Here is a 20,287-nt window from a genome sequence, read left to right on the forward strand (position 1 = left end):
CAATCTTATAATAATGGGCAAAGTTTTCTAGTGGAGGGGTAGAGATGGAAAATGCAAAGGTGTTTGTTATTACCTCCGGAAAAGGAGGAGTTGGTAAAACTACTATCGTAGCTAATTTGGGAGCCACCTTAGCAAAAAAAGGATACAATGTGTGCCTTATAGACGCAGATATTGGATTAAAAAATCTGGATTTGATTTTGGGTTTGGAAAATAGAATAGTTTACACTATAATGGATGTTGTAAGGGGTAACAAAACTGTTATGGAAGCACTCGTAAAACACAAACAATTAAAAAACCTCTCTCTACTGGCTTCTTCTCAAATTGCTAATAAGGACTTAATGTCTCCTCAAGATATGAGCAATATAGTTTCTAAACTCTCTAAACATTTCCATTATATTATTATAGATTCTCCTGCCGGAATAGAAAGAGGGTTCCAAAATGCTGTTTCATCTGCACAACACGCTATAGTTGTTACTACACCAGACTTGACTGCTATAAGCGATGCAGATAGAGTCGTAGGGTTACTTGAAAATCAAGGTTATACAGACGACCACATTTCACTAATTGTAAATCGATTAAAATTGAGACTGGTTAAAAGAAACGAAATGCTTTCTGCTGATGATATTAAAGAAGCGTTAGCACTGAATTTAATTGGAATCATACCTGATAGTGAGGAAATTTTACTTTCTTCCAACGAAGGAGTTCCAATATCAACGAACCAAGAAGCCAAACTCTATTCGGTTTTCAATAATATAAGCGATAGAATTCTAGGAAAAGATGTACCATTAGAAAAAGATTTGATTGATGTTGATCATACCCCTCAAGGATTTATAGAATTTATCAAAAGAATCTTCAGAAGAGGGTGAAGGTGAATGTGGCCTTTCAAAAGTAAAAAGAATAAAAGTAGGGAAACTGCAATAAAAAGAATGACCTCTTTCTTAAGCACCTCCGATCGAAAAAACGGAGCTAAAAATCAAATAAGATTTGAAAACGTCAAACAAGAAGAGTTGGAGTACGTGATAAACTATATAAAAGATTATGCTGTTAAACATATGGCAGTAAAAAAAGAAGATGTCAAAGTACATGTCTCCAAAGAAGGCAACTCTATCACTATTGTCGCTAATATAATTTACCAATAACAAATGAGGAGATGAGAAGATTATGACATACACCTACTCTTTAAAAACACATAATAGAGAAGAAATGATCGAGATAACAAATTATATTCAGGAAAGTGTCGAAAATTCAAAAATAGAAGAGGGAATTTTGATAGTATACGTACCGCATACAACTGCGGCTGTAACAATCAACGAGAACGCAGATCCTTCTGTAAGAAAAGACATAACCTATTTTCTAAGAGATAAAATCCCTAAAAGTAAAGAATATTCTCATCTCGAAGGTAATGCTGACTCGCATATAAAATCAACGCTTATTGGGCAATCTTTGACCTTAATTATTGAAAATGGAAGGCTTTTATTGGGGACATGGCAAGGAATCTATTTCTGCGAGTTTGATGGTCCAAGAAATAGAAATTTTATGGTAAAAATAATCAAAGGTTAAAGGATAAAATTTAATGATTCTATAATCACACTAAAAATTGGCCGAAATATTTCGGTCAATTTTTTTATCTAATTGCCATTTGCTACGCAAATGAGAATTTGGATGTTGTTTCATAAAAGCGTTACGAAAAAACGTTTTGCACAGATCAGCAAAATAGTTGCACTTTAAATTTTTTTGTTGTATAATTAAGAATATTACTTATTGATTTTTTTTCGGTTAGAGAAACAATATAATATTGTGAAATTTACTTCACAGAAAATAAAGATCATGAAAATTTTTTCAACATTTTGTTTAGTAAAATAACTTCAACACATATTATACGAGGAGGGAAAAACATGAGAAAAACTTTTGTTTTAGTGTTTTTGGTAGTCCTTGTGACCTTCACACTCTTTAGTCAAGAAGTTATCAAAATTGGTATGAACTTCGAACTAACCGGTCCTATCTCTGGGTATGGTCAAATGTCAAGAGATGGTGTATTGTTAGCCAACAAGTTGAAACCAACAGTCAACATCGGAGGTAAAGAAATTAAAGTAGAAGTCGTAGCTGTTGACAATAAATCAGACAAAGCAGAATCAGCCAACGCGATAAGAAGACTGATAGATTACGAAAAGGTAATCGCAGTTATTGGACCTGCAACGAGTTCAGCAGCATTAGCTGCAGCTTCAATAGCAGAAGAAAGGCAAATCCCTATGGTGGTTAACACCGCCACTAATCCTTTAGTTGCTCAAAACAAAAAGTATGTCTTCAGAACCTGTTTTGAAGATACTTTACAAGGTTTTCTACTTGCAACATTTGCCTGGGATGAACTTGGAGCTAAAAACGTCGCTATAATGATCGATGTAGCACAAGATTACGTCGTGGGACTTGCCAATTATTTTGAAAAAGCTTTTGAACAGTTTGGGGGAACCTATTTCACAGAATTTTATACAACCGGTGATCAAGATTTTACCGCTCAACTTACCGATGCCCTTTCAAAAAATCCAGATGCTATTTTTATGCCAGGGTACTACGCTGAAATAGCCTTAATCTGTAAACAAGCCAGAGATTTAGGTTTCACAGGTCCTATGTTTGCTGGAGATGGTGCGGACGCTCCAGAACTAATACAAATAGGCGGAGAATATGTAGAAGGAGTATCTTATACAACTTACTTTCACGAGGATGCAGAGTTATCCCCTGCTACTAAACCTTTTGTAGAGGCCTATCAAAAAGAATACCACAGAAGAGCCGACGCATTCGGAGCTTTGGGGTACGATGCTTACATGGTAATAGTTAACGCTATTGAGTCTGCTCAGTCTACAGACCCCATAAAAATTAGAGATGCTATAGCGAAAACTAAAGACTACCCCGGTGTTGCTGGTACAATTACCTATCCCGAAGGTTCAGGAAATCCTATAAAACCTGCGGTAATAAATATGGTTGAAAATGGACAATTTGTTTTCCGTACCGTTATAAAACCCAGGATGTAATATTTAACCATATTATAGCCATCTCATTGTGTGAGATGGCTATACTTTCTTGAATACAGGAAGGAGGATCATAATTGACTATCCAAATGTTCTTTCAACATCTAGCAAATGCCATCTCACTTGGCGGCATATATGCACTTATTGCAATAGGTTATACTATGGTTTATGGGATACTCAATTTAATAAACTTTGCACATGGTGACATTTTTACTTTTAGCATGTATTTTGCTTTTTATGCAGTGACTCTCTTTTTATTTCCTTGGTGGGCATCTTTTATTTTTGCTATTGTTTTAACAACTCTTCTAGGCGCTACAATTGAACGAGTCGCTTACAGACCATTAAGAAAGGCTAATGCCCCCAAGATCTCAGCATTAATCACAGCCATTGGTGTATCATTCTTCTTACAAAACTTCGCAATAGTTGTCTTTGGTGGAAGAGCAAAATCTTTCAATCCACAATTAGGAGTTTACCCAACACAGTTTGCACAAGTATTAAAATTTAGAGATGTAAGGATACCTTTATTAACCTTCATTATTATAGGTGCTTCTATTCTTGCACTCCTTATATTGATTTGGATAGTTTATAGAACAAAAGCTGGTATGGCAATGAGAGCAGTTTCTAAAGATGTTACTGCAGCAAAATTAATGGGCATAAACACTGACAAAACTATTTCTCAAACCTTTATGTTGGGGTCCGCTTTAGCAGCTGTGGGGGGTATTCTTTGGGCTATGAAATACCCTCAAATCTATCCTTATACTGGCATGATACCCGGTTTAAAGGCATTTATAGCTGCTGTTGTTGGAGGAATTGGAAGTATTCCTGGGGCTATGCTTGGAGGTTTTATTTTAGGAGTTGCAGAAATAATGATAGTCGCATTCTTGCCGGCTTTAGCAGGATATAGAGACGCTATTGCATATATTATTTTGATAGTTATTCTTCTAGTGAAACCAAACGGGCTTCTCGGGGTTGAAATCGGGGAGAAGGTGTGAATATGGAAAAAACTCTAACTTTTAAGACCAAATTCTTTTTGACTATTCTTTTTATTTTGGTGATCTTTTTATTACTGTTGACAGCAAATAACAAAGCGAGTGATTATTTAATTTTGATATTGAATTTGATGGCAATTAACATAATATTTGCCGTAAGTTTAACCTTTATTAATGGCATTACAGGCATTTTTTCATTGGGGCATGTTGGATTCATTGCAATTGGGGCATATGTATCTTCCATTTTAACACTTTCTCCTGCTCAAAAAGAGATAAGTTTTTTGATAAAACCCTTAATATACCCTTTAAATGTTATCCAAATCCCTTTCTTACCTGCAATTATAATTGCGGGACTGGTAGCCGCAGCGTTTGGATATTTAGTCGCTGCCCCATCTCTCCGTTTAATAGGAGATTATTTAGCCATCGCAACTCTTGGATTAGGTGAAGTAGTGAGAGTTATCGCAAATAATACATGGGCCGTCACAAATGGGGCTTTGGGTTTAAAAAGCATCCCGCAATATTCTAACCTATGGTGGACTTGGGGATTTGCTTTAATAACGGTTGTCTTCATTTCTAGTTTAGTTAAAAGTAGTTATGGAAGAGCTTTAAAGGCTATCAGAGAAGATCCAGTTGCTGCTAAATCTATGGGAATTAACGTTTTTTCTCATCAAGTAGTTACTTTTGTAATTGGCTCTTTTTTTGCCGGAGTTGGTGGAGCGTTATGGGCACACCTTATTACTACAATCGATCCTAAATCTTTCATGTTTCAAAAAACCTTTGAAATATTGATAATGGTGGTCATCGGTGGACTCGGAAGTATTAGTGGAGCTATAATGGGGGCATCACTTTATACCGTAGGATTAGAGTTCCTTAGAGTTCTAGAAGAACCCATATCCATTGGTTCTATCTACATACCAGGTATCCCCGGAATGAGAATGGTTGTTTTATCTCTCATTCTTATAATTATAATGCTCTTCTGGAGAAGAGGCATAATGGGAAGAAATGAAATAACATGGGATGGCATTTATGAATTGATAACAAAATTAAAAAATAAAATAGTAATGAGAAAGGATGAATGAATTAGAAAAATTTTACCAGGGAGGCTTCCAATGAGTAACCAAAATGATAACGAATATATCTTAGAATTTGAGAATGTAACGAAGAAATTCGGAGGTTTAATAGCTGTCAACAATTTCAATGGCTATCTAAAAAATGGCGAATTACTTGGTCTAATAGGTCCCAATGGAGCAGGGAAAACCACTCTTTTCAACTTGATTACCGGTATATACACTCCTAACATTGGAAAAATTTTATTTAAGAAACAAAAAATAAATTCTAAAAAACCTCATGAAGTCACTCAGTTGGGAATTGCTAGAACTTTCCAAAATATTCGTTTGTTTAAAGAAATGACAGTTCTAGAAAATGTTTTAGTCTCTCAGCATTTGAAATTGAAGAATTGGATTTGGCTTTTTAAAAGTGTTTTAAAAACACCTGACGTTTTAAAAGTAGAAAAAGAAATGCAAAATGAAGCTTGGAACCTTCTGGAAGAGGTCGGTTTGGCTGTTTACGCTAATGACAAGGCAAACTCTCTTCCATATGGATTACAAAGAAAGCTAGAAATCGCAAGAGCACTTGCCACCGGAGCAAAACTACTTCTATTAGACGAACCTGCAGCAGGAATGAATCCTCATGAAACGAGTGAATTAATGGAATTTATAAAACACATACGACAAGAATATAAGTTATCTATTCTCATTATAGAACACGACATGAAAGTTATTATGGGAATTTGTGAGCGTATATATGTATTGGATTATGGGAAAAAAATTGCTGAAGGAAGTCCAGAGGAGATTCAAAAAGATCCTTTGGTAATAAAAGCCTATTTAGGTGAGGAGTTGGCAATATGAACAGCGATAATTCAAACATAATTCTTAAAATATCTGATATGCACATCCACTATGGTGGCATCCATGCAGTAAAAGGAATAGATATAGAAATTAAAAAGAATGAAATCACAACCTTGATTGGATCAAATGGAGCAGGAAAAACCACAACCATGAACGGAATAATGAATGTAGTGAAAAAGACCGGTGGGAAGGTGCTTTTCGATAATACTGATATTACAAGCATAGAAACACATAAGATTGTAGAAAAGGGCGTAGTTCTAGTCCCTGAAGGCAGACGTATATTCCCCAATCTAACGGTTTTAGAAAACCTCCGTTTGGGTTCGTATTCTCGCAAAGACTCTGAAAAGATAAACGAAGATTTCGATTGGGTACTCACACTCTTCCCACGATTAAAGGAGAGGCTTAAGCAACTTGGAGGCACACTATCTGGCGGAGAACAACAAATGTTAGCCGTTGCAAGAGGGCTAATGTCAAGACCAAAGGTTCTGATGCTCGACGAGCCTTCTCTTGGGCTAGCTCCGATACTGGTCAAAGAAGTTTTAGAAACTATTGAAAAAATATGTGAAGAGGGAGTAACCATATTGTTAGTAGAACAAAACGCCGTTGGTGCGCTAAAAATCGCTCATTATGGTTATGTTTTAGAAACCGGCAAAATTGTTCTTGAAGGACCTGCAGAAGATCTCTTGGGAAACGATGAAGTCAGAAAAACTTATCTAGGAGTAACGGTTTAAAACCTTGAATCTACCTCATACTTTCTTAAGCTTCTTCTAAGCTTCCATTAAGTGAATTTTAAGCATAATGTTTTATTATTCTGATGTATCAAAAATAAAAAACATTACTTAGTGGAGGTGTTGGTATGAAAAAAGTTTTTCTGTCTTTCTTTATAGGTATTCTTTTAGTCGGATCGTTGTTTGCACAAGTAGGACCAGCTAATAGGGCTCCAATGTCCCAGATACAAAGTCAAAACCGTGACAACCAGATGCTCCAAGTTCAGGAAAGATTGCAAGAAAGAATATTCTTTCAAAATGTTTCACCAGTAACCGTTACCGGAACTGTAAAAACCTTAGTGGATAACGACGTATTTTTAACCTTGAGTGTTGAGGTAGATTCCGAAATTTACTCAGTAAGAGTACCAAAGAATCTTTTGAATGAAGTAAAAGCAGGTGAAAGTATCGAACTAACAGGATACAAGGTAGTAATAAACGACAACAAAAACTTTGTACCTTTGGAGATCAAATATCAAGATAGGATCGTGAATATGCAGAGATATATGAAAAATGTTCGATCTCAAAATTTTGAAGAAAGATATCAAAGAAGTAATTTCCAACAAAACCAAAATTATCAAAGATATAGAGACTATCAAAATTACCAAGATTTCAAAAGATATCAACTGTACAAGAATTATCAAGACTACCAAGATTTTAAAAGATACCAAAATTACCAAAGATTCAACCAAGAAAGATACCAAGATTGTCCTTATTACAACGACTAATTCAAAGTAAAGACAATGAAAAGAGGCCTAAAGGCCTCTTTTTTTTATATAAAGAAATAAATAACTTTATAATATTTCTCAAAATTGAAAAAAACTTCAATATTCGGCTTTAATCGTCTATAATCGTGAAATTTTTTTCATAATCGCCTATAATCACCTTTTTTTAAAAATGAAAATTATGATTCAATTAATAGTAGAAACATGGTACTTGTGAGGGTGGGTAACGGGTCGAAGGGGAGCTAAAGAAAGGAGCATATAATTTATTTAAGAAGGGGAAAAAATGAGAATACAAAATCATCCCATACTAAGTTTTAATAGAGGAAAACAGATAAAATTCTATTACAACGGCAAAGAATTGATAGGTTACGAAGGAGAAACCATTGCAGCAGCTTTGTATGCAAATGGTATTTTTAAATTTAGTGAAAGTAAGAAATTAAAAAGACCAAGAGGAATTTTTTGCGCTATTGGGCATTGTTCCTCTTGTTTGATGACAGTTGATGGGGTTCCAAACGTAAGAACGTGTATAACTCCTTTAAAAGCTGGAATGAGAGTGGAATCCCAAAATATAGGAGTTGAGGTAAATGAGTAAAATTGAAAACCTTGAATTATTAGTTGTAGGTGGGGGTCCTGCAGGACTTTCAGCTGCACTTGCTGCTGCTAATTACGGAATTAAAGTATCTTTAGCAGAAGAAAGAGAATTTTTAGGTGGACAACTAATAAAACAAACCCATAGATTTTTCGGTTCAGAAAAAGAATACGCAGGCACAAGGGGAATAGATATACTCAGGAAGTTGATCGACGAAGTTAACAAAAATAAAAACATAGAAGTGTTATTGTCTTCGAGGGTCTTGGGGATCTATGAAGATAACGTTGTAACTATATTAAACGATCATAAAATGAAAAAGTATTATCCTCAGAGTATTATTTTTGCAACGGGGGCATCAGAAAAATTTTTAGCTTTTGAAAACAATGACCTTCCTGGCATTTTTGGTGCCGGAGCAGTTCAGACTTTGATGAATGTTTATGGCGTATTACCAGCAACAAATGTCTTAATGATTGGTTCGGGTAATATCGGGTTGATAGTTTCTTACCAATTACTACAAGCTGGTGTAAAAGTAGCTGCAATAGTAGAAGCAGCACCAAAAATAGGTGGATACTCGGTTCATGCATCAAAACTCAGAAGGTTGGGCGTACCTATTTTAACATCTCATACCATAAAAAAAGCTATTGGAAAAGAAAAAGTTGAAGGAGCGGTAATATGTGAACTTGACAGCAATTGGAATGAAGTAAAAGATACCGAACAACTTATCAAATGCGACGCAATCTGTTTATCTGTAGGATTAACCCCGTTGGTTGACCTCTTAAAACAAAGAAAGGTGAAAACCAATTATGTTTCAGAACTGGGAGGCTACGTCCCCTTAAGAGATGAAAATATGGAAACATCAATTAAAAATTTATTTGTTGCAGGGGATGTTTCAGGGATAGAAGAAGCAACAGCAGCCATGATCGAAGGTCAAATAGCTGGTTTATCAGTTGCTAAAAGAATCGGAAAAAACAACAAAAGAGAAATTGAAAAAAGAATAGAAGATGCTAAAAATGAATTAGAATTGCTAAGATCTGGACCTGTAGGCAAGAAAATTAGGAAAGGGTTATTTAAATTAGGTTTGAATCACGGGAAAAATTATAACGAAAATTTTTCAGAAGAAGCACTCGATATCTCTCATTTGATGAAAACTGGAGTACCTTCAGAAGAAAACTTAAAAAACAAGTTACCCTCAGAAGAAAAGGTGTTTGACAAAGGACCTATAGCCATATCAGAGTGCTTTCAAAGATTCCCTTGTGATCCCTGCGTAAAAAGCTGCCCTTTCAACGCTATATCTGAAAATGGTAATATCAACAACATTCCCTACGTTGACTTTGAAAAATGCACCGGATGCGGTATATGTGTTAGCAAATGCCCAGGATTGGCAATGTTTGTAGTTCATAAAAATTTCAGTGAAACAACTTCAGTTGTAATTATGCCTTACGAATTTCTTCCAAGACCCCATAGAGGAGAAATTGTCAAGGTACTTGATAGAGAAGGAAAATATTTATGTGATGGCAAAGTAATAAGAATATTGGATGGAAAATTTCAAGACAAAACAGCCGCAGTAAGTATAGAAATTCCAAAAGAATACTATTTACAAGCCAGGAATTTTAAAGTGGAGGAATGAAGTAATGGATGAAAACAAGGTAATAATTTGTAGATGTGAAGATGTAACCTTGAAAGAAATAAGGAACGCCATAAGAGAAGGTTTCACCACCGTTGAAGAAATAAAGAGGGTAACAAGAAGCGGTATGGGACCTTGTCAAGGTAAAACTTGTGGCTTGTTGATTGCAAAAGAAATTTCACAGATGACAGGCAAACCGATGGAAGAGTTAGAATTGCAAAACATCAGACCTCCCTATGGAGGAATAACCTTTGAAGAAGTAACAAAAGGAACCATAACGGAAAATAATAAATAAACCTTAATATAATTAGCAGGTGAAAACATGAAAAATAGGGCAAACGTTGTGATAATAGGCGGAGGAGTCGTAGGCTGTTCCATCGCCTACAACCTTGCCAAAAAAGGAGTTAAAGATGTAGTATTACTTGAAAAATCCTATCTTTCAAGCGGAGCAACCGGTAGATGTGGGGCGGGAGTTAGGCAGCAATGGGGCACCAAACAAAACTGTCTTTTGGCAAGCGAAAGTATGAATATTTTTGAGCACTTTGCAGATATCCTTCAAATAAAAAGAGACATAGAATTAAAGCAAAAAGGTTACTTATTACTAGCCTACTCTGATAAAGAATTAGAACAATTTAAAAAAAATATCGAAGTTCAACACAGTTTAAATATACCTTCTGTTCTATTGACTCCTAAAGAAGCTAAAGAAATCGTTCCAGACTTAAACATAGAAAAATTGGTCGGAGCTGCCTACTGTGCTAAAGATGGGCATGCCAACCCTTTCCAAGTGACTTTGGGTTATGCTGAAGCTGCACAAAGACTGGGTGTGGAAATAAATAAATTTACCGAAGTCAAAGATATAAAAACTAAAAACGATGCAGTGTTAGGGGTACAAACAAATAAAGGTTTCATAGAATGTACGAAAGTAGTTATAGCAGCAGGAGGTTGGACACAAAATATAGCTAAAATGGCTGGAGTAGATCTACCAATTTACTCTGAAAGACACGAAATATTGGTAACAGAATCTGTTAAAAATATACTCGATCCAATGTTAATGTCCTTCTCTTACAATATTTATTGTCAACAAGAACCCAATGGAAGCTTTATCATGGGTTATGGACCGGAGAACGAACCACCTAGTTACAATATGGAAAGTTCATGGGAATTTCTTGAAACTATGTCAAAGAAGGCTACGTGGTTATTGCCTCCTCTTAAAAATATTCGCATCATTAGGCAATGGGCTGGTTTATACAACGTTTCACCAGATAGGCAACCAATAGTATCACAGATTAACCAGGTAGAAGGCCTCTATGTGGCTTGTGGATTCAGTGGACATGGTTTCATGCTTGCACCAGCCGTTGGGATTCTAATGGCAGATATAGTTACAGGTGATAACTTAACTTTCGATGTAATTTTAGATTTAGAAAGATTCAACAGGGGAGAAATCATTGAAGAACCTTCTGTTGTATAAACTTAAAAAGGAGGAATCAACTTTGAAGAATTCGATACCTATTCTCGAAATGCCTGAAAACGAGCAAATTTTAAATTATCAGCCAGGAAGTAAGGAAAAGAAAGAATTAAAAGCAAAACTTTCTGAACTCAAAGGTGAAAAAATTGAAATCCCTCTTATAATTGGTGGAAAAGAAGTAAGAACAGGTAATCTTGGAAAATGTGTCATGCCTCACGATCATAGCCATGTATTGGCAGAATATCATAAAGCTGGTGAAAAAGAAATCGCAATGGCGATAGAAAGTTCCTTAGAGGCAAAGAAAGTTTGGGATAAATTTTCATGGGTTGATAGGCTATCCATTTTCAAAAAAGCAGCTGAACTGTTATCGACGAATTGGAGGTCAACATTAAATGCAGCTACCATGCTCGGTCAAAGCAAAAACGTTTTTCAAGCGGAAATAGATTCAGCCTGTGAATTGATAGACTTTTTAAGATTCAACTCATACTATGCAACAAAAATATACATGGATCAACCAAAATCTATCAAAGGTGTATGGAACAGATTAGAGTACAGACCTTTAGAAGGATTTGTTTTCGCAGTTACTCCATTTAATTTCGCTTCTATAGCAGGAAATCTACCCACGGCACCTGCTATCATGGGGAATACGGTTTTGTGGAAGCCTGCTTCTTCGGCTGTATATTCTGCATACTTCTTCATGAAATTACTACAAGAAGCTGGCTTGCCCGACGGAGTGATAAACTTCATACCTGGTCCAGGGTCCAAAATTGGAAGTATAGTTTTTAAAGATCCTAACTTTACTGGATTACATTTCACCGGTTCAGCTCCAACCTTTGAAAATATGTGGGAAACAATTGGGAAGAACATAAGAAATTACAAAACTTACCCCAGAATAGTTGGAGAAACAGGTGGAAAGGACTTTGTGATTGCACACGAAAGTAGTGAAATAGAATCACTGGTAACAGCGCTAATTAGAGGAGCTTTTGAATATCAAGGTCAAAAATGTTCGGCTGTCTCAAGAGCTTATATACCTGACAACATTTGGCCAAAGGTAAAAGAAAATTTGATAGAAAATTTGAAAGAAATTAAAATCGGCTCTCCAGAAAATTTCACTAACTTTATGAATGCTGTGATTGACAAAGAGGCTTTTGATAAGATAAAAAGTTACATAGATTTTGCAAAGGAAAGTAATGAAGCAGAAATAATCTATGGTGGAAAATGTGATGATTCTACTGGATATTTTATTGAGCCAACTGTAATATTAACCACTAATCCAAAGTTTAAAACTATGGTAGAAGAAATATTCGGCCCTGTTTTAAGTATCTACGTTTACGAGGCAAAAGAATTTGACAATGTATTGAAATTATGTGATGAAACTTCACCCTACGGTTTGACTGGAGCAATCTTCGCTCAAGATAGAAAGGCTATCAAAAAAGCAGAAGAAGTACTCGTTAACGCTGCTGGGAACTTTTACATCAACGATAAACCTACTGGTGCTGTAGTCGCTCAACAACCGTTTGGCGGTGCAAGGGCTTCAGGAACAAACGACAAGGCTGGAAGTATTATAAACCTTTTAAGATGGGTTTCCACCCGATCAATTAAAGAAAATTTCGCTCCACCAAAAAATTTCAAATATCCTTTCATGAAAGAAGAATGAAGATAGCCTCACGGCAAGTAAGTAAAATGTTCCCACTGGGGGACTTTTTTATTGGAGCGGATAATGGGATTCGAACCCACGACCCCTTGCTTGGCAAGCAAGTGCTCTACCGCTGAGCTATATCCGCAATATCAAGCTGGTGCGCGAGGTGGGACTTGAACCCACACGGATTATTAATCCACAGGATTCTAAGTCCTGCGCGTCTGCCAGTTCCGCCACTCGCGCTAATAGCTATAAAAAAATGGTGACCCGCCTGGGATTCGAACCCAGGACCCTTTGATTAAAAGTCAAATGCTCTACCAGCTGAGCTAGCGGGTCACTTAGTAGTTACATATATCAAAATCCTTTTTTACAACCGTTGAATATTATAACCGTTCACAACACTTTTGTCAAGTCTAAAGTTAAAACAAGAAGTAAAATTGAGTTTAATATTCATTGATTTTTTCGTTTTATTCCAATTATTTCTCTTCTTTCAAAAAAACCTCAGACGAAACAAACAAGAGGGAAAGCCCTCCTACAAACAAAACTAAATTAATTATTACAAAGGCGTTTAAGCTAATCTGTTTGATATTTCCTGTATACCTTACCAAATCCACCACGTATTTAACAGGCAAAATGTTACCTACCCATCTAACAGATGAAGGCAAAAATTCAACAGGAAAATATACACCCGAAAAGAAAGTCATTGCGAAATAAAGAATAGAAGCAATTTCTATTGTTACCGAAGGTTCTTTGAACAACAATAAAAGCAATATCCCAAATCCCATCATTCCTATAGATGAAGTAAAAAACACTATAACAAGCAGACTCCAGTTGAATGTCAAACTCGAATCAAATATTATTTTACCTAAAAAAACTATAATAAACATAGATACGAGATTCAAAAAAAGCTTAGTAGATGAAGCCGATAAAGTTAATTCTATCGGTTTCATAGGTGAGGCTTTAAGTCTTTTAATCGTGCCTAGTTTTCGATACCTTCCAAATATGTTTATCATTGAAAACATTCCGCCTGATAAAAGCGAAAATCCTATAACCCCGGTTAAAATAAAATCCAAAAAATTTTCTTGACTTTCTCCTATGGGGGTTTCAACAAATTCCGCGTTTATATAATCTTCATTCATCCCTAAAAAATACTTTTTCAACAAACTTTGCAATTTTAACTTTTAAAATATATTGCTCTGATTATTTATGTCTGTTTCTTTTTGAACAAAGGTTATTTGATTATTCTCAACTATAATTATTCCCATATCGATCTGATCGCTTTCTAAAGCTTGACTTAAAGAGTTTTTGTCTTCAAAAATTAAAACTTGATAAGGAAGAGCTTCTACAATCCCCACTTCAAAATTACCCGCGATTCCCAATTTATAATCAACACTTGGGTCAGTCTCTGTGCCAAAAATAAACCCGAAAAGCAACATCAATAGAACGGGTAAAAGCAGAGTAAAGAAAACTTCTATACCGTTTCTAAAGGTTTCTTTATAAAATATACCCATTAAAGAAAACATACGTTTATTTTTCACGGTAAACCATCCCCTTATAACTCATCGAAAAGATTAAGATAGATGCCAACATCCAGATAACAGGCACAATTATATTAACTGGGACAAGAACTTTTCCAGTCATCAACTTCCTCATCCCATCCACTAAATAAGTAACGGGGTTAAAATAAACGTACCATCTTATAAACCAAGGTGTATTAGTCACTTCAAAATAAAATCCGCTTAAAAAAATGGTCGCTTGATATATGATCTGAGAAATTGCTTCGGCGGATACCATATTTTTATACAATGAAGAAAGAAGAAGGCCAACACTAATTATTACCATGATTGAAAAACCACTGTAGGCTATAAATTGTGGTTTATATATATATAAGGACTAACATCAAAAAGGTAAGCCTCAATATATAAAACGATCAAAGAAAGTATCAGTAAGATGACATGTGAAAGTAAAAAACTAAAAAAGTATTCGTTCCCTCTTATAGGAGTGGAGTTTAGCCTTTTAAAAACACCTTTTTCAACGTAATACGAAAAATCAAAAGGCATATTAAATACGGCTACCGTCAAAACAGACATCAAAATAATGGCAGGAAATAAAAAATCTCTGTATCTATAAGGTTCTGATTGTTTTATCCCTATAACGTCTAAAACTTAAGCCTCTTCTAAAACGTTTCTAAGCCATTTTTTACTTCTATATCTGAAAAAAAGAATTATTGATTTTATAATCTCTTCTATCATTGTTAAAAGATAAACGCTAGGAAAACTTAAATTTAATAACAACCCTCCAATTGCAGATAAAGGAACCCCTATAAACCACAACGTAGACGCTTCAACCAAAAAAGAGAATCTTGTGTCTCCTCCAGCTCTTAAAAATCCGACAACGTTCATGCCGTTGAAGCTTTTTAGCGGTAGAAAACCCATTGAAATAATTATTGTGACTTTTACCATATTTTTAACTTCTTCTGAAACATCAAATACATCAACTACTAAAAACGTAGTTACTATCCCTACAATAGCGGCTATTACACTTATTAACTCCGCCAATTTTAAGGCTTTTTTGGAGGTTTCCAAGGCTTCTTCAAATTTAGATACTCCCAATATATTTCCAATAATTACAGATGCAGCGTTAGCTATAGAAAAAGTCACTGAAACTGCAAACCCCTCAATAGTTGACATGACTCTTTGAGCAGCTATTACACTTGTTCCCATATGGGCATAAACAACGGTATACATAGTGAACCCTAATGACCACGCGAATTCGTTTGCCAAAGTAGGTAAGGCGTAATGAAAGAAATTCTTCATAAATTTTGAATTCAATTCAGCAACATGTTTAAAATAAGCCCTTCCTGGGAGCTTTCCAACGTAAACTATAAAAACTGTTGCAGTACATCCGATCGCTCTAGCAATCAAAGTCCCTATTGCAGCACCTTTTATACCTAAAACAGGAAAACCCATCTTACCAAAGATAAGCAAATAATTTAGCAAGATGTTTGTAGATAATTCTATAATGGTTATTATCAAAGGCAAATGAGCTTTTCCTATACTTCTAAGCATAAAAGAAAAAACCATTGTAATTGCAAATAATGGGTAACTAAAAGCAATTACCCTTAAATAAGGGACTCCAGCTTTAATAACTTCGATATCTGGGCTAAAAAATCTTAAAACTAATTCCGGAGTAAAATAGCTCAATAAAAAGAATGCGACAGAGAAGAGAAGGGAGGACAAGATAGTTAACGCAACAGAACGAGATAATCCATCCTCATCTTTTTTCCCCCAATACTGTGCAAAGAAAATACCTCCTCCAGAAACTAATCCAAACAATATTAAGTTGTATAAAAAGAAAAACTGATTTGAAAGTCCGACTGAAGCTATGGCAACCTCTCCCAAAAGGCCAATCATTAAGGTATCAACAAAATTAACACTTGTAAAGATAACTTGCTGAAGGGCTATCGGGAAAGCTATTCTTATTATTCTTTTGTAGATATCCATTGGAACCCCCACAATACATTTTGTAAAACGAAGAATATATACACAAAGGAAATTCTATCATAACTGTCATGGCTTTTATTCTAAAAAATATGAAAATAATTGTTAAGAATCACTCGGAAGAAAAACTGTGAATTTACTAGAGTAAAATTGGACAATATCAAATACTAGAAAGAAATAAGTCTACTCAAAAAGAGTTTTCTCAGAGCAGACTTAGTATACAACTTCTTTATCGTAAACTTTAAACTAAGGGTTTAAAAGAGAAAGAATACCTGGGCAACCAGAACCTTTTCACCACAAATCTTTAGCACTGGTAGAAATAGCATGGATACCATTTTTAAAGAGTTTCAGAACTTCCTCTTCTTTACTGATTAATCCTCCAGCTATCAAACATACTTTTGTTCCTATATTTTCTAAAAAATATGGAGCCGCTATCGCGGGTAATATTTCAAAGGCATCAGGTTGAGAAGTTTTTTCCAGAAAATTTACAACAGATTTTAAAGAATTAGAATCTATCAAAAACACCCTTTGAACTGCCATTAAATTTTCTTGCATAGCAGTTTTTATAGCGTTATTTTTCGTGGATATGATTCCATCACATAACTTTTTACGAGCTAAATATTCAATACCTTTTTTATCAGAAGCGATACCTTCCAGTAAATCGATATTGATAAATAATTTTTTATTAAATTGTTTTACAATGGGCATAACATCTTCTAAAATTAATATAGATCCCGTAAGCAAAAAGATGATAGGGGATTCAGTTTTTAAAGCATCATCTAAGTCATCTAAATTTCTGACGGCAGGAATTATCGTGTTTTTTTTGATTAAATTACATAAACCTTTCATATTATCTCCTTTTAAGATACTTTTTTGTATCTTATTTTTTCCTGTTCACACTTCTAGTAGCTATTATATCACTACCTGTGCCCAATATATTTTGTATAACAACATCCCCTCTTTTGATAGGTGCTTTTACCTTTGTTTCTTTTAATATTTTCATTATGTCATTTATAAGTCTTAATGGAACGGGTTTATCAGACCTAACCGAAGCCATCGGGATTTCTCCATCTTCTACTTTTACGCTTGTTACCACCACTCTTAAGGGATCCGTGATTTCTTGCTTTACAAATTCTAATCCTCTTTTGCATCTGTTCCCTTTAACTTCTACAATTTCTATTTCATCCGCATCTGCATAAATAACGTTTATTTTACATCCCAAAGGACAAGTTGTACAAACTACTTTCTTTTTTTTATATTCAACCGAGTTCACGTGCACTCACCTCTATTTCTTTCAAATTCTTATCCTTAAATGGTTTCATGGAAATTTCAATCATTTCAGATGGTCTGGCCTCTTCTTCCACCATCTTAATTCCAAGAGGTTCTACTGTAACTTCTGCTCTTTTGAAAGTTTTTGAAACTCTAAGGTACAATTTTGTCCTTTCGTTGGGATCTATATACATTGGATGCAGTACATTTATGTTTTTCCCTTTTATAACTTTTACTTTTTGTTCTGGAAAGTATTGATTTTGTGCATACAGAGCTGCATATTTACCGGCTTTTTCTCCTTCTCTCGAAACATAGTCCACTAAATCAAATACAACTGTACAGTTACCAGCTGCAAAGATCCAATCTTCAGAGGTTTGGTTTGTATTAGATGTAATAAATCCAGGGGCAGTTTCAACAAATTTAATAGGATCTGTTAAAGGTATGAGGCCCACCGATGTTACGAGAGAATCTACGTTGAATATCTTTTCGGTATTTGGAATGATTTGTCTATTTTCATCCACTTGAGATACGTAAACTTTACCTAATCTCTTATTTCCCTCTACCCTTGTGACGGTATGGGAAAGATACAATGGAATATTATAATCCCTTAGACATTGTTGAACGTTTCTTTCCAACCCACCCGGGTATGGCAAAATTTCTACAACACCTTTTACTTCTATTCCCTCTAAATGAAGCCTGCGAGCCATTATTAATCCAATATCCCCCGAACCGACTATCAAGGCGCTATTAGCTGGCTTAAGATTTTGAAGGTTGATGTATTTTTGAGCTACTCCTGCAGTAAAAATACCAGCAACCCTATCTCCAGGAACCGCAAGTGAATTAAAATGTCTTTCTCTTGCCCCTGTTGCCATAACTAAAGCCTTTGTTTTTATCTCGTGTATCCCTTTATGATTGACAAAAGTCAATTGTTTATCCTTATTCACATCCAACACAAAAGCGCTGTTTAATACTTTTACATTCGTATGCTCTAATTCTTCTTGAAGAGTTTCTTTGAATTCTGGACCGGTTAAATCCTTTCTATAGTAATGTATCCCAAAACCATTGTGAATACATTGATTCAAAACTCCACCGTTTTCTTCTTCCCTCTCAATAAGAATCACGTTTGCACCATTTTTATCTGCAGCTTTAGCAGCGGCCATTCCTCCTCCGCCACCGCCTAATACAACAACATCTGTTTCGTATTTCATATCATCCTCACCTCGGAATTTATTATCCACGAACCTTCTTCATTTTGAAGTACTTCTTCTGGTTTTAGCCCTGTCTCTTCGGAGATTATTTTCAATATTTTTGGTGTGCAAAAACTTCCTTGACATTCTCCAAAAGACGCTCTCGTAGCAAATTTAACATCATCTAAAGTTCTTGCACCGCTTTTTATAGCCTCTTTAATCTCTTTTTTTGTTATTTTGTTACAATAGCAGATCATTTCTCCCGCTTCGGGATCTTCTTGAATGACTCTTCCCCAATAGTCGTAATCCCTTTCCACTAAATGTGGAACTTTTTCAATATGAGTGAGGTAATTTTCCCTTTTTTGTAAATTAATATGCAACTTTTCTTGAATAAGATATTCAACAACATACCTTGCAATAGCAGGCGCAGCGGTTAATCCAGGTGATCTTATGCCAGAAACATGTATAACATTCCCTTCGCCTACATCGATATGAAAATCTTTTTCTCTTGTTTCAGGTCTTAGACCAGCAAATGCTTTTACTACATTCCTTGAAAAATCTAAAGTTGGAACCAATCTCAAAGACTTTTCTCTGACTTCTAAAAGCCCTTCTTGAGTCGTAGAAAAATCTTGTTTTGATTTCACACCATGAGCAGTAGGTCCAGCTAAAAAACCCCCATCCACAGTTGGAACCACCAAACAACCTTTCGTCAACTTAGAGGGAGTTGGAAAAATGACAGAATTTGCGTATTTTATATTCTTTCCTAAAAGATAGTACTCACCTTTTACAGGGAAAATATAAGGTACCTCATCTCCAAAAAATTTTGCTACCTCATCTGCATACAATCCTGCGACATTAATAACTAAATCGGCTATATAACTGCTCCCATCTTCAAAGAGCAATTCAAACTTGTTATCTTTCTTTTTCACTTCAACAAGTTTCTTATTTTTTAAAACTTTTCCTCCGTTAATCTCTAACGATCTTGAAGCTTGCATAGCTACTTCCCACGGCTCAGTCACACCTGCTATAGGACAATAAAAGGATTTTAATGCATCGCTATTTAAATTTGGCTCCATTTCTAATAGTTCCGTCTTATCTAAAATCTCATATTCTTGGACCCCGTTTTGAATTGCCCTTTCTTCTAACTCATCGATTGCTTTTAACTCTTCTTCGTTTAAGGCAACAACATGTGACCCAACTCTTTTCACTTCTACAGAAAGTTCTTGCGATATCTCATCGTATAATTTATTACCCTTATAACATAGTTCTGCCCTTAAACTTCCTGGAGTATCGTCATACCCCCCGTGAATTATTCCAGAATTTCCTTTTGTGACTCCTGTTCCTATTCCGTTTCTTGCTTCAAATATGAAGACATCTTCTATATATTTGTTAATTTCTCTTGCAATTAAACTTCCTACTATTCCAGAACCTATAACCGCTATCAACTTTTACCAACCTCCTGATATTATAAAAAAAACCATATCCTTTACGAAATAATTTCGCTTTAGGATATGGTTTTCTCTTATTCTCCACCATTTTATTATTAACTTTTATTTTTTATATATTTTAACATACTTAAATTAAATAAAAGTTAAAATGCTTACTA

General features: G+C 35.1%; 22 protein-coding genes and 3 tRNA genes. 14 read left to right on the forward strand and 11 right to left on the reverse strand.

Translation table 11 applies throughout. The features are described from left to right. The first annotated feature begins 44 nt into the window (after positions 1-44). The 14 genes from minD to pruA all read left to right on the forward strand — a co-directional run bounded on the left by minD (position 45) and on the right by pruA (position 12,743). The gene (minD, locus tag AA80_RS01780; protein WP_103876157.1) at positions 45-866 is read left to right on the forward strand and encodes a septum site-determining protein MinD; all 822 of its coding nucleotides are present in this window, start codon (positions 45-47) and stop codon (positions 864-866) included. 6 nt (positions 867-872) lie between these two features. Further along, positions 873-1,139, forward strand: coding sequence for a hypothetical protein (locus AA80_RS01785; protein ID WP_103876158.1), 267 nt, complete (start codon positions 873-875; stop codon positions 1,137-1,139). 22 nt (positions 1,140-1,161) lie between these two features. Further along, positions 1,162-1,560 carry a secondary thiamine-phosphate synthase enzyme YjbQ gene (locus AA80_RS01790; RefSeq protein WP_103876159.1) on the forward strand — a complete coding sequence of 133 codons (399 nt, stop codon included), beginning with the start codon at positions 1,162-1,164 and terminating at the stop codon, positions 1,558-1,560. Positions 1,561-1,895: 335 nt separating this feature from the next. Continuing rightward, positions 1,896-3,026: an ABC transporter substrate-binding protein gene (locus AA80_RS01795; RefSeq protein WP_103876160.1), complete on the forward strand. Its 1,131-nt coding sequence runs from the start codon at positions 1,896-1,898 to the stop codon at positions 3,024-3,026. A gap of 74 nt (positions 3,027-3,100) precedes the next feature. After that, entirely contained in the window at positions 3,101-4,015 is a 915-nt protein-coding gene (locus AA80_RS01800) for a branched-chain amino acid ABC transporter permease (protein ID WP_103876161.1), read from the forward strand. A gap of 2 nt (positions 4,016-4,017) precedes the next feature. After that, the gene (locus AA80_RS01805; RefSeq protein ID WP_103876162.1) at positions 4,018-5,091 is read left to right on the forward strand and encodes a branched-chain amino acid ABC transporter permease; all 1,074 of its coding nucleotides are present in this window, start codon (positions 4,018-4,020) and stop codon (positions 5,089-5,091) included. A 30-nt stretch (positions 5,092-5,121) separates the two neighbouring features. Continuing rightward, the gene (locus tag AA80_RS01810) at positions 5,122-5,919 is read left to right on the forward strand and encodes an ABC transporter ATP-binding protein (RefSeq protein WP_103876163.1); all 798 of its coding nucleotides are present in this window, start codon (positions 5,122-5,124) and stop codon (positions 5,917-5,919) included. Continuing rightward, positions 5,916-6,650, forward strand: coding sequence for an ABC transporter ATP-binding protein (locus AA80_RS01815; protein ID WP_103876164.1), 735 nt, complete (start codon positions 5,916-5,918; stop codon positions 6,648-6,650). Before AA80_RS01810 ends, AA80_RS01815 begins: the two co-directional genes overlap by 4 nt. Before the next feature lie 125 nt (positions 6,651-6,775). Beyond that, positions 6,776-7,411: a hypothetical protein gene (locus AA80_RS01820; RefSeq protein ID WP_103876165.1), complete on the forward strand. Its 636-nt coding sequence runs from the start codon at positions 6,776-6,778 to the stop codon at positions 7,409-7,411. Positions 7,412-7,691: 280 nt separating this feature from the next. After that, complete coding sequence (locus tag AA80_RS01825; protein WP_103876166.1) at positions 7,692-8,000, forward strand: (2Fe-2S)-binding protein; 309 nt, start codon at positions 7,692-7,694, stop codon at positions 7,998-8,000. Then, positions 7,993-9,624: an FAD-dependent oxidoreductase gene (locus tag AA80_RS01830; RefSeq protein WP_199177814.1), complete on the forward strand. Its 1,632-nt coding sequence runs from the start codon at positions 7,993-7,995 to the stop codon at positions 9,622-9,624. Before AA80_RS01825 ends, AA80_RS01830 begins: the two co-directional genes overlap by 8 nt. 4 nt (positions 9,625-9,628) lie before the next feature. Beyond that, entirely contained in the window at positions 9,629-9,916 is a 288-nt protein-coding gene (locus AA80_RS10145; protein ID WP_199177815.1) for a (2Fe-2S)-binding protein, read from the forward strand. A 27-nt stretch (positions 9,917-9,943) separates the two neighbouring features. Continuing rightward, positions 9,944-11,089 carry an NAD(P)/FAD-dependent oxidoreductase gene (locus AA80_RS01835; protein ID WP_103876167.1) on the forward strand — a complete coding sequence of 382 codons (1,146 nt, stop codon included), beginning with the start codon at positions 9,944-9,946 and terminating at the stop codon, positions 11,087-11,089. A 22-nt stretch (positions 11,090-11,111) separates the two neighbouring features. Continuing rightward, entirely contained in the window at positions 11,112-12,743 is a 1,632-nt protein-coding gene (gene pruA, locus AA80_RS01840; protein ID WP_211286593.1) for an L-glutamate gamma-semialdehyde dehydrogenase, read from the forward strand. Positions 12,744-12,795: 52 nt separating this feature from the next. Here pruA and AA80_RS01845 read toward each other — a convergent pair. From AA80_RS01845 to AA80_RS01900, 11 genes are all read right to left on the reverse strand, one after another. Further along, positions 12,796-12,870, reverse strand: a tRNA-Gly gene (locus tag AA80_RS01845). 10 nt (positions 12,871-12,880) lie between these two features. After that, positions 12,881-12,968, reverse strand: a tRNA-Leu gene (locus AA80_RS01850). 17 nt (positions 12,969-12,985) lie between these two features. Next, a tRNA-Lys gene (locus AA80_RS01855) sits at positions 12,986-13,061 on the reverse strand. A gap of 140 nt (positions 13,062-13,201) precedes the next feature. Next, on the reverse strand, positions 13,202-13,888 hold the full coding sequence (locus AA80_RS01860; protein ID WP_169960592.1) for an ABC transporter permease: 687 nt from the start codon (positions 13,886-13,888) through the stop codon (positions 13,202-13,204). Between the two features lie 18 nt (positions 13,889-13,906). Further along, positions 13,907-14,263, reverse strand: coding sequence for a hypothetical protein (locus AA80_RS01865; RefSeq protein ID WP_103876169.1), 357 nt, complete (start codon positions 14,261-14,263; stop codon positions 13,907-13,909). Further along, positions 14,253-14,609: an ABC transporter permease gene (locus AA80_RS01870; RefSeq protein WP_342351795.1), complete on the reverse strand. Its 357-nt coding sequence runs from the start codon at positions 14,607-14,609 to the stop codon at positions 14,253-14,255. The genes AA80_RS01865 and AA80_RS01870 overlap by 11 nt, the downstream gene beginning before the upstream one ends. Before the next feature lie 281 nt (positions 14,610-14,890). Then, the gene (locus tag AA80_RS01880; RefSeq protein WP_103876172.1) at positions 14,891-16,228 is read right to left on the reverse strand and encodes an MATE family efflux transporter; all 1,338 of its coding nucleotides are present in this window, start codon (positions 16,226-16,228) and stop codon (positions 14,891-14,893) included. Between the two features lie 288 nt (positions 16,229-16,516). After that, positions 16,517-17,074 carry a glycerol-3-phosphate responsive antiterminator gene (locus tag AA80_RS01885; protein ID WP_103876173.1) on the reverse strand — a complete coding sequence of 186 codons (558 nt, stop codon included), beginning with the start codon at positions 17,072-17,074 and terminating at the stop codon, positions 16,517-16,519. Between the two features lie 31 nt (positions 17,075-17,105). Beyond that, positions 17,106-17,498 carry a DUF1667 domain-containing protein gene (locus AA80_RS01890; protein WP_103876174.1) on the reverse strand — a complete coding sequence of 131 codons (393 nt, stop codon included), beginning with the start codon at positions 17,496-17,498 and terminating at the stop codon, positions 17,106-17,108. Then, positions 17,485-18,702: an NAD(P)/FAD-dependent oxidoreductase gene (locus tag AA80_RS01895; RefSeq protein ID WP_103876175.1), complete on the reverse strand. Its 1,218-nt coding sequence runs from the start codon at positions 18,700-18,702 to the stop codon at positions 17,485-17,487. The genes AA80_RS01890 and AA80_RS01895 overlap by 14 nt, the downstream gene beginning before the upstream one ends. Then, a complete protein-coding gene (locus AA80_RS01900; RefSeq protein WP_103876176.1) occupies positions 18,699-20,126 on the reverse strand; it encodes an NAD(P)/FAD-dependent oxidoreductase in 1,428 nt (475 codons plus the stop codon). The genes AA80_RS01895 and AA80_RS01900 overlap by 4 nt, the downstream gene beginning before the upstream one ends. Positions 20,127-20,287 lie beyond the last annotated feature (161 nt).

Origin of the sequence: Petrotoga sibirica DSM 13575 (genome assembly GCF_002924625.1) — a bacterium.
GTDB lineage: Bacteria > Thermotogota > Thermotogae > Petrotogales > Petrotogaceae > Petrotoga > Petrotoga sibirica.

What these genes read in the sequence shown, in the direction of transcription:
- AA80_RS01815 (WP_103876164.1), top strand. Translation starts at nt 5,916, where the DNA reads ATGAACAGCGATAATTCAAACATAATTCTTAAAATATCTGATATGCAC.
- AA80_RS01880 (WP_103876172.1), bottom strand. Translation starts at nt 16,228, where the DNA reads ATGGATATCTACAAAAGAATAATAAGAATAGCTTTCCCGATAGCCCTT.
- AA80_RS10145 (WP_199177815.1), top strand. Translation starts at nt 9,629, where the DNA reads ATGGATGAAAACAAGGTAATAATTTGTAGATGTGAAGATGTAACCTTG.
- AA80_RS01835 (WP_103876167.1), top strand. Translation starts at nt 9,944, where the DNA reads ATGAAAAATAGGGCAAACGTTGTGATAATAGGCGGAGGAGTCGTAGGC.
- AA80_RS01805 (WP_103876162.1), top strand. Translation starts at nt 4,018, where the DNA reads ATGGAAAAAACTCTAACTTTTAAGACCAAATTCTTTTTGACTATTCTT.
- AA80_RS01810 (WP_103876163.1), top strand. Translation starts at nt 5,122, where the DNA reads ATGAGTAACCAAAATGATAACGAATATATCTTAGAATTTGAGAATGTA.
- minD (WP_103876157.1), top strand. Translation starts at nt 45, where the DNA reads ATGGAAAATGCAAAGGTGTTTGTTATTACCTCCGGAAAAGGAGGAGTT.
- AA80_RS01895 (WP_103876175.1), bottom strand. Translation starts at nt 18,702, where the DNA reads ATGAAATACGAAACAGATGTTGTTGTATTAGGCGGTGGCGGAGGAGGA.
- AA80_RS01795 (WP_103876160.1), top strand. Translation starts at nt 1,896, where the DNA reads ATGAGAAAAACTTTTGTTTTAGTGTTTTTGGTAGTCCTTGTGACCTTC.
- AA80_RS01830 (WP_199177814.1), top strand. Translation starts at nt 7,993, where the DNA reads ATGAGTAAAATTGAAAACCTTGAATTATTAGTTGTAGGTGGGGGTCCT.
- AA80_RS01820 (WP_103876165.1), top strand. Translation starts at nt 6,776, where the DNA reads ATGAAAAAAGTTTTTCTGTCTTTCTTTATAGGTATTCTTTTAGTCGGA.
- AA80_RS01790 (WP_103876159.1), top strand. Translation starts at nt 1,162, where the DNA reads ATGACATACACCTACTCTTTAAAAACACATAATAGAGAAGAAATGATC.
- AA80_RS01785 (WP_103876158.1), top strand. Translation starts at nt 873, where the DNA reads ATGTGGCCTTTCAAAAGTAAAAAGAATAAAAGTAGGGAAACTGCAATA.
- AA80_RS01885 (WP_103876173.1), bottom strand. Translation starts at nt 17,074, where the DNA reads ATGAAAGGTTTATGTAATTTAATCAAAAAAAACACGATAATTCCTGCC.
- AA80_RS01825 (WP_103876166.1), top strand. Translation starts at nt 7,692, where the DNA reads ATGAGAATACAAAATCATCCCATACTAAGTTTTAATAGAGGAAAACAG.